Below are 6,839 nucleotides of genomic sequence, written 5' to 3' on the forward strand. Positions count from 1 at the left end.
CGGTATCGACGACGAGACGAACGAGCGCAGCCAGCTCGGTCTTTGCCACGTCGGGAGACACATCCCCCAAGGTTAGTGGTGCCTCGTCAGCAAGATCCAGGCGCTCCTTCAGCTTTTCAGACCAGTCGACGAGCCTGAGATCATGATCCCAGAGCGAAAACAGCCCCTCGACGTGGCTGCCGGATTCGGACTGCGGAGCCGGCTGAGGCCAGTTCGCACGATTTTCCGGCATGGGGTCACCCTCCTCAACCCGCCTCGCTTACGTGGTCCGTTATCGATACATCCTGCCGAACCCAAACCTGTTCCGTATCAGAACTAGAGCGAGCCTCGTTGTAGTCAACGCAGAGCTCTACCAGAACGCGTTATCCTGCGGCCGTGTGACGACCGGGTCCTCGATCGTATATGACAGAAAGCTTATCTAAAGAATAACAAACCACTTTGGACCGTGGCAATGCGGTGAGCAGCAAAAGTGCTTAGATCTTCGTGGTCAGGTGTCGAAGATCAATCTCGCCAGCGGCACGAAACGGGCGCGTCGCGCCATGAGAAGGCGCAACGGGCGATTATGGAGATCGCTGCGTCGTAGCGGCCGGGTGACGGTCACAAGGGGCTCGATTTTAACGTTTGATTAACCGTATCCGCCGTTTATTCCTCGTTAACGGCCGGTCGGTCGTTGATTCGAACATCCATTGCGCGAAGTGCCGATGGATATCTGGAAAGACGATTTTGCGGCGGCACCCAAAATGCGCTTGCTCGGGTTGATATCGGTGGTCGCGGCGGTCTTGTTGGCCGGCTGTGCGTCGACGAGCGGCAGCGTCAGGCAGCCCTCGGCGCCCGAGACGGTGCCCAGCGAAAAGGCACTCATTCTTCCGCCCCCCGGTGGCCCGGCCATCGTGAGTGTCGTCGAAACCACGCGCGGCAACGGCGTGGAGCAGATGCTTTCACTCTATACGTCCTCTTCCGTGCCGGGGCAGAATTTCCTGAAAGTGCAATTCTATGGGGCAAGTGGGTCCAATCCGGGAGCGGGAGGCGCGCCCTACAAGATGATCAGCGAGAGTGGGATTTCTCGCGAGGCATTCGCGGCTGCGCCGGGCGTTGCGATGGCGAGGAACAACACCTTCCTGCAAAATAGCTATGGGCCGTTCGCATATGCCTCCGGGCGCAGCCGCGCAGGCGATACCTGCCTTTATGGCTGGCAGCAGATCCGATCGAGCCAGGCGGCACATACGCAAGCGCGTAATTTCGGGATGATCCAGGTGCGGCTTCGCCTTTGCGACGCACGCGCCAGCGAGCGTCAGCTCTTAAGCGTCATGTATGGCTATACGGTCACCGGCACGCTCAATGGCCAGATATGGAATCCTTACGGCGAGGTAAAAGGCGCCGATGAGGTTCTCGGCCGCGCCGGCAGCCCTGTTTACCCGGATGATGGTGGCCTCCGCGCTAGCGCCATGGAAATCGGCTACGAACCGGCCGCGGCCCTCCGTCGTCGGCCACGTCAAGTGAAGGCACCGGTAACAGCGCCCATGCCGGCGCCGATCGGGGTGCGTGTACCGCTGCCGGACCCAGCTTTCGAAACGCCAGGGGCCAATACCCAGCCGCTGCCGGCGCCGGGCCCCGTTCAACAAGCGGCGAAGGCAGGTGGCATCACCGTGCCTTCCCCCGACTGCATAGGCCATGCGGCCATGACGGCCGCGTGCCGAAGATAGGAAACGCATAGCCCGGTGCTGAAATGCCCGGCCATGCTTTTGAAGGGACGTCGATGCATAAGGCTCGAAGCATCTTCACCTGGGCGATCGTCTCGCTCTGCGTCTTCGTATTGATCACCTTGCCGGTGAACCTGCAGACTCAGCTTATTGCCAGTATCACCGTCGTGACGATCATGGCGATGATCAAGATCCTGAAGGGGGAGGGCACATGGCGCCTGATCGCGCTTGCCTTCGGTACTGCCGTCGTTCTGCGTTATGCCTATTGGCGCACGACGAGTACGCTGCCGCCCGTCAACCAGCTTGAAAACTTCATTCCCGGGCTGCTGCTCTATCTCGCCGAAATGTATAGCATCGCCATGCTGGCGCTCAGCCTCTTCATCGTCGCGACCCCACTTCCGCCGCGCCGGTCGCGCCCTGTCAAGCAAGAGCGGTTCCCGCATGTCGACGTCTTCGTGCCCACCTATAACGAAGACGCCCATCTCCTCGGCAATACGCTCGCCGCCGCAAAAGCAATCGATTATCCGGCCGATAAACTGCAAGTCTGGCTGCTGGATGATGGCGGCACGCTGCAAAAACGCAATTCCAACAAGCTGCTCGAAGCCCAGGCTGCCATTGCGCGGCACAACGAACTGAGGCAGCTCTGCGAGGCACTCAGCGTCAATTACCTGACCCGCGACCGCAATGAACATGCCAAGGCAGGCAATCTCAACAATGGCATGCAGCATTCGACGGGCGAGCTCATCGCCGTCTTCGACGCTGACCACGCGCCCGCCCGGGACTTCCTTCGCGAGACGGTCGGCTATTTCGACGACGACCCGAAGCTCTTTCTCGTACAAACGCCGCACTTTTTCATCAATCCAGATCCGCTGGAGCGCAATCTGCGCACTTTCGACAGGATGCCGAGCGAAAATGAGATGTTTTACGGCATCATCCAGCGGGGCCTCGACAAATGGAACGCTGCCTTCTTCTGTGGCTCGGCCGCAGTTCTCAGCCGTCGAGCGCTGCAGTCCACCAATGGCTTTAGCGGCCTCAGCATCACTGAAGACTGTGAGACCGCATTGGCGTTGCACGGCGCGGGCTGGAATAGCATTTATGTGGACAAGCCGCTGATCGCCGGCCTGCAGCCCGCCACCTTCGCAAGTTTCATCGGCCAACGCAGCCGCTGGGCGCAAGGCATGATGCAGATCCTGCGCTTTCGGTTTCCACTCTTAAAGCGCGGCCTTTCGATTCCACAGCGCCTTTGTTACATGTCCTCGCCGCTGTTTTGGCTCTTCCCGTTCCCCCGTACGATCTTCCTGTTCGCACCGCTCTTTTATCTGTTCTTCGACCTTGAAATATTCACCGCCTCCGGCGGCGAGTTTCTGGCCTATACACTTGCCTATATGCTCGTGAACCTGATGATGCAGAACTATCTTTATGGTTCGTTCCGCTGGCCGTGGATATCGGAACTTTACGAGTATGTGCAGACAGTCCACCTTTTGCCTGCCGTCATTTCCGTCATGATCAATCCACGAAAACCAACCTTCAAGGTCACGGCAAAGGACGAATCGATTTCGGTCAGCCGCCTTTCGGAAATCAGCAGGCCCTTTTTCGTTATATTTGCCGTGCAGATCATTGCGCTCGCCATTACGATCTATCGCATCTATGCCGAGCCCTACAAGGCGGATGTGACGCTCGTTGTCGGCGGCTGGAACCTTTTCAATCTGATCATGGCAGGCTGCGCGCTAGGCGTGGTATCGGAGCGCGGCGAGCGAGCCGCTTCGCGGCGTGTGCGCGTCAATCGGCGCTGTGAATTCGGCGTCAACGGCAAATGGCATACCGCCTCCATCGAGGACGTCTCGGTCCACGGAGCGCGTCTTCATGTCTTCAACAAGCAGCTGGACCCAATGACGATCGGCGCCGAAGGCGAAATCCGCTTCCGTCCTTACAGCGGTGCTGACCTCGAAACTCTGCCTCTGATCGTTCGCAACATGGAGCAAGACGGCGATATCATGGCCGTCGGCTGCCAGTATATCCCGAAGAGCGCGCTTGATCATCGCCTGATCGCCGATTTGATCTTTGCCAATTCCGATCAATGGGCGCAGTTTCAGGAATCGCGTCGCCGCAATCCGGGCCTCATCCGCGGTACCATCTGGTTCCTTGGTCTATCGCTCTATCAGACGAGCCGCGGGCTCATTTATTTCTTCCGCAGCATGCGTCCGGAGCGCGAAGCGCAGCAGCAGATGGCAAAGGCGAACGGCTGATGAGGACAGGTCTTGCCGCTGCACTGTTCGTCATCAGCACCTCGACGCTCACCTCGGCTCAGACTGCGCCCGCGCCCTTTGACATGTCGCCTGAGCGCCCGGCCGGTCTTCATCCCATGGTGCCGCGCCTGACGTTGCCTGCTCCAACGGTGACACCGCCTGTTACAGTTCCAGACGCACCGTCCGTCCCTGCCGCTCCGCCGAAACCTTCCCCATCCTTTCCCGCCCGGCCGCAAACCGTCCAGCCTGACAGCACTCCGGCGGAGAAGGCCGGCGGCATGCGGCGCTACGTCGTTCCCTTCGACAAATTCGGTCTTGAGGGCGAATACGACCGAAAGTCGTGGAGCGTCTACCTCACGCCAGAACAGGCAGCCGCGCCAGCAAAATTCAATTTCGCCTACCAGAATTCCATCGTTGTTGCGCCGGAAGCCTCGCAGATCACCGTGCTCATCAACAACCGTCAGATCGGTCAAAAGCAGATCGGCTCGCCCGACACACCTACCCAAGTCAGCTTCGATGTTCCGCGTGGTCTGTTACAGCCCGGTGCAAACCTTTTGACCTTCGAGGCAAGCCAGCGCCACCGCACGGATTGCACGATCCAGTCGACTTATGAGCTGTGGTCCAATATCGATCCTGCGCAGACCCATCTGAGCTTCGAAGGGCAAGAAGCTGCAAAGCTGTCAAGCACGGATGCCATCCGTGCGGTCGGCGTCGACGGGTCCGGTCGAACGGAATTCGACCTCCTCGTTCCAGCCCTTGAGCAGCCTGGCACGACGAAGCCGCTGCTTCGCCTCGCACAGGGGCTCTCGGTGCTGAGTGGTATGCCGAACCAATCCATCTCCTTCAGCGTCGACACGCTGCCGGCAGCCGGTCCCGGCAAGCTTACCGTTCTCGTCGGCACGACTTCCGAGCTGCAGCCCTATTTTCCAGATCTGCCGCCGGCGGCTCAGTCCGCAGCGCTCGCGACATTCGTCACCGACCCGCGCACTGGCTCGCCCGTGCTTCTAATCAGTGGCCCTTCGTGGGAGGCGATCTCCTCGGCAATCGATACCATCGTCTCCCCAACCGATCGTGCGCCGGGCATCAGGCGCGATGCGTTGACCACCGAGCGCTGGAGCGCGCCAAACGCACCGTTGATACTTCAGGACACCCGGCTTACGTTTGCCGATCTGGGCGTGAAGACGACAGAGTTTTCCGGTCGGCGTTTTCGTACGAAATTCAATGTCGCGGTTCCTTCCGACTTCTATGCGAATGCCTATGGAGAAGCGACGGTTCTGCTGGATGCGGCCTATACCGGCAGCGTACTTCCCGGCAGCCATATCGACATCTATGTCAACGGCAATATCGCCTCGACGATGCCCATTACCGGAACCGGCGGCGGCATCCTCCGTCCCCTGCCGATCCGGGTGGCCATGCGCCACTTCAAGCCGGGCCTCACCTCGCGCAGTCTTGAAGCAATCCTCACGACGAGCGATGACAACATATGTGTGCCCGGTGCGACCGCCTCGACCACGTCGCGCTTTGCCTTGTTCGATACAACTGAGTTCCGCATGCCGGATTTCGCCCGCGTCGGGCAGCGTCCAAATCTTGCCGCCATGGCCGGTACCGCCTACCCCTATGGACGGCTTGCCGGTCCGATGCCGCTCTTCATAGACCGCATCGATGCCGACACGCTTTCTGCCGCGGCCACGCTGCTTGGCCAGATGGCGGTTGTTTCCGGTCGCCCCATGACGATTGAGCCGACGACTTCGCCAGGCACGATCGGTGATCAGGACGCCGTATTCATCGGTTCCATCTCGCAATTGCCGGCGGCGGTCTTGTCCCAACTGAATATCTCCACGGCAAGCCAGGCCACTTGGCGCCCGGTACCGGATACGCAGGTGGTCCAGCCGGACACCAATTCCGCTTTCGACCAATGGCGCTCCAAGGTGAGCAGCGGCGCATGGCGCGGTCAGGTCACGGCGTTCCAGGAGTGGCTGCGCAAGAACTTCGACATCTCGCTGAGTTCGCTGCAATTTGTACCGAGGGCGGAAGCCGTTTTCACGCCGTCCAACGTGGCGAGCCTGATGGTTGCCCAAGGCGCCAGCCCAACCGGCGCCGGCGCCTGGACAGTCGTGGCCGCCCCCTCGGCAAAGGATCTGCGCGAAGGTGTCGATGCTGTGACGAAGCAGCGCAACTGGCCGCAGATTTCCGGACACATCACCACCTATTCCGGCAAGACCGGTGAGATCGAAACCGTGCCGGTCTCGCGCTTCGATTTCGTGCCCTCGCAGCCTTGGTCGCTTGCGAACTTTAGGCTGATCGCCGCAAACTGGCTCTCGACCAATATCCTCTCCTACGCCTTTCTGCTTGTCGTTCTTTCGATTCTCCTCGGCATGGCGACCTCGGGCATGCTGAGCAGATTGGGCAGGGGCAAATGAAGAAGATCGTGGCAACTGTGCTGGCTGGTGCACTCGCTTTTGCGATTGCTGTCGAACCCCTTCAGGCCCAACAGGTGCTCGTCGATCCAAAGGCGTTGGCTGCCTACAAGGTGCAGTTTCTCGATCCAAGCGGCCGTGTCATCGACAACGGCAACGGCAACATCAGCCACAGCGAGGGCCAGGGCTACGGTCTGTTGCTTGCCTACCTCTCCAACAGCCCCGCCGATTTCGAGCAGATATGGTATTTCACCCGCACGGAACTCCTGCTGCGTGATGATGGACTTGCTGTATGGAAATGGGACCCTTCAGCCAAACCGCATGTGACGGACACCAACAACGCCTCGGACGGCGACATGCTGATTGCCTATGCGCTTGCGCTCGCTGGCACCTCCTGGAACAGGAGCGATTATATCGAAGCCGCCGCCAGAATGGCCCAAGCGCTCCTTTCCGAAGCAGTGGTGGAGGCCGGTGGC

Annotated in this window: 4 protein-coding genes and 1 pseudogene; 4 read left to right on the plus strand and 1 reads right to left on the minus strand. The window is 60.0% G+C overall.

The window, feature by feature from the left end:
• Nucleotides 1-232 (minus strand): annotated as a pseudogene (locus tag C9413_RS25360) (GGDEF-domain containing protein); the annotation flags it as partial.
• A gap of 508 nt (nt 233-740) precedes the next feature.
• On the opposite strand from C9413_RS25360, the gene bcsN reads away from it, so the two are divergent.
• The 4 genes from bcsN to C9413_RS25380 form a co-directional block, all read left to right on the plus strand.
• Nucleotides 741-1,703, plus strand: a complete 963-nt coding sequence (bcsN, locus tag C9413_RS25365) for a cellulose biosynthesis protein BcsN (protein WP_040116563.1) — start codon at nt 741-743, stop codon at nt 1,701-1,703.
• A gap of 53 nt (nt 1,704-1,756) precedes the next feature.
• Nucleotides 1,757-3,946: a UDP-forming cellulose synthase catalytic subunit gene (gene bcsA, locus C9413_RS25370; protein ID WP_170251060.1), complete on the plus strand. Its 2,190-nt coding sequence runs from the start codon at nt 1,757-1,759 to the stop codon at nt 3,944-3,946.
• Nucleotides 3,946-6,366 (plus strand): cellulose biosynthesis cyclic di-GMP-binding regulatory protein BcsB, encoded by a 2,421-nt coding sequence (locus tag C9413_RS25375; protein WP_170251061.1) that lies wholly within the window; start codon nt 3,946-3,948, stop codon nt 6,364-6,366. Before bcsA ends, C9413_RS25375 begins: the two co-directional genes overlap by 1 nt.
• On the plus strand, nt 6,363-6,839 hold a 477-nt coding region (locus C9413_RS25380; protein ID WP_246703845.1), incomplete at its 3' end, for a glycosyl hydrolase family 8. The genes C9413_RS25375 and C9413_RS25380, both read left to right, overlap by 4 nt.

The organism is Rhizobium sp. SEMIA 4085 (genome assembly GCF_013004495.1).
Taxonomy (GTDB): Bacteria; Pseudomonadota; Alphaproteobacteria; order Rhizobiales; family Rhizobiaceae; genus Rhizobium; species Rhizobium gallicum.

Excerpts from the sequence above, each read along its gene's own strand:
- bcsN (WP_040116563.1), top strand. The coding sequence starts at position 741 with ATGCGCTTGCTCGGGTTGATATCGGTGGTCGCGGCGGTCTTGTTGGCC.
- bcsA (WP_170251060.1), top strand. The coding sequence starts at position 1,757 with ATGCATAAGGCTCGAAGCATCTTCACCTGGGCGATCGTCTCGCTCTGC.
- C9413_RS25375 (WP_170251061.1), top strand. The coding sequence starts at position 3,946 with ATGAGGACAGGTCTTGCCGCTGCACTGTTCGTCATCAGCACCTCGACG.